A 1,355-nucleotide genomic window follows, 5' to 3' on the forward strand; every position below is an offset into this window, starting at 1 on the left:
GGAGGTATCCGGAATTTAGTGTGTGAGGCGGGTTGAGATTCAGACTCCAATGTTGAATCGTTCTGGGTAAAGCAGTGCGAACTGAGTCATGGCGCTCTTCCAATCGTGCCGGGAACCCGTCCACTTGGCTACGACGTTGCGCAGCGCCAGCCAGATCAGTTTGAGCGCGGCCTCGTCCGACGGGAAGTGGCCGCGCGCCTTAATGATCTTCCGAAGCTGCATGTGTAGCGACTCGATCGCGTTGGTCGTATATACAATTTTCCGGATGTCGGGCGCGAAGGCGTAAAACGGAATCACCTGATCCCAGGCCCGGCGCCAGAGCGCGGCAATCGGTGGGTATTTCGTCCCCCACGGGCTCGTATCGAACGCATCCAGCGCCACGGCGGCCGCTTCGGCCGACGGTGCCCGATAGACCTCCTTGAGCGCCGCTGCGACGGATTTCCGGTCTTTCCAGCTGGCGAAGTCCAGCGAGTTCCGGATCAGATGCACGATGCAGGTCTGGACCGTCGTTTCCGGGAACACCGTGTTGATCGCTTCCGGGAAGCCCTTCAGTCCGTCGACCACGGCAATCAGGATATCCTGCACGCCACGCAGCTTCAGGTCGTTCACCACCCGCAGCCAGAACTTGGCCCCCTCGGTCTGCTCGATCCAGAGGCCCAGCACGTCACGTGTGCCGTCGCGGCGAACACCCAGCGCCAGGTAGATCGCCTTGTTGCGGACCACGCCTTCGTCGCGGATCTTGACGCGCAAGGCGTCGAAGAACACCACCGGGTACATCGGCTCGAGCGGCCGCTGTTGCCACTCGCGCACTTCGTCGATCACCGCGTCAGTGACGGTACTGATGAAGTCCGGCGATACCTCGATGCCGTACATCTCCTGCAGGAAGCCCTGAATCTCCCGCACGCTCATGCCGCGTGCGTACATCGCGATGATCTTGTCGTCGAAGCCGGTGAAACGTCGCTCGCCCTTGGCGATCAGCACCGGATCGAAGGTGCCTTCGCGATCGCGTGGAATCTCGACGTCGAGCAGGTCGTCGTCGGTCGCGATGCGCTTGCGGCTGGTGCCGTTGCGATGGTTCGTGCGGCCGGCCGGCTTGGCTTCGCCCTTCTCGTAGCCGAGGTGGTGGGCCAACTCGCCACCCAGCGCACGCTCGAAGATCGCCTTCTTGAGCGCAGCGAGCTGCTCGTTGATCGTCGCCCGATCCAGCGTTCCGGGCACCAGTTGCTTGATCAGTTCCGGGTCCAGGTTCAAGCCCTTGCCCGGTTCTACGGTCGCTTCTTCCTTACGTTTGCGTGGCATAACGTGGCTCCTTGGCCATCAGTTTATGCCTCACACACAAAGGTTCGGATAGGCTC

At 61.7% G+C, this 1,355-nt stretch carries 1 protein-coding gene; it reads right to left on the minus strand.

Features of this window, described 5'->3' with window-relative positions:
- Positions 1-39: 39 nt before the first annotated feature.
- The gene (locus LGM42_RS32925; RefSeq protein WP_226234411.1) at positions 40-1,299 is read right to left on the minus strand and encodes an IS256 family transposase; all 1,260 of its coding nucleotides are present in this window, start codon (positions 1,297-1,299) and stop codon (positions 40-42) included.
- Positions 1,300-1,355: the final 56 nt, after the last annotated feature.

The sequence above is a fragment of the Burkholderia sp. AU39826 genome (assembly GCF_020419965.1).
GTDB classification, from domain to species: Bacteria; Pseudomonadota; Gammaproteobacteria; order Burkholderiales; family Burkholderiaceae; genus Burkholderia; species Burkholderia semiarida.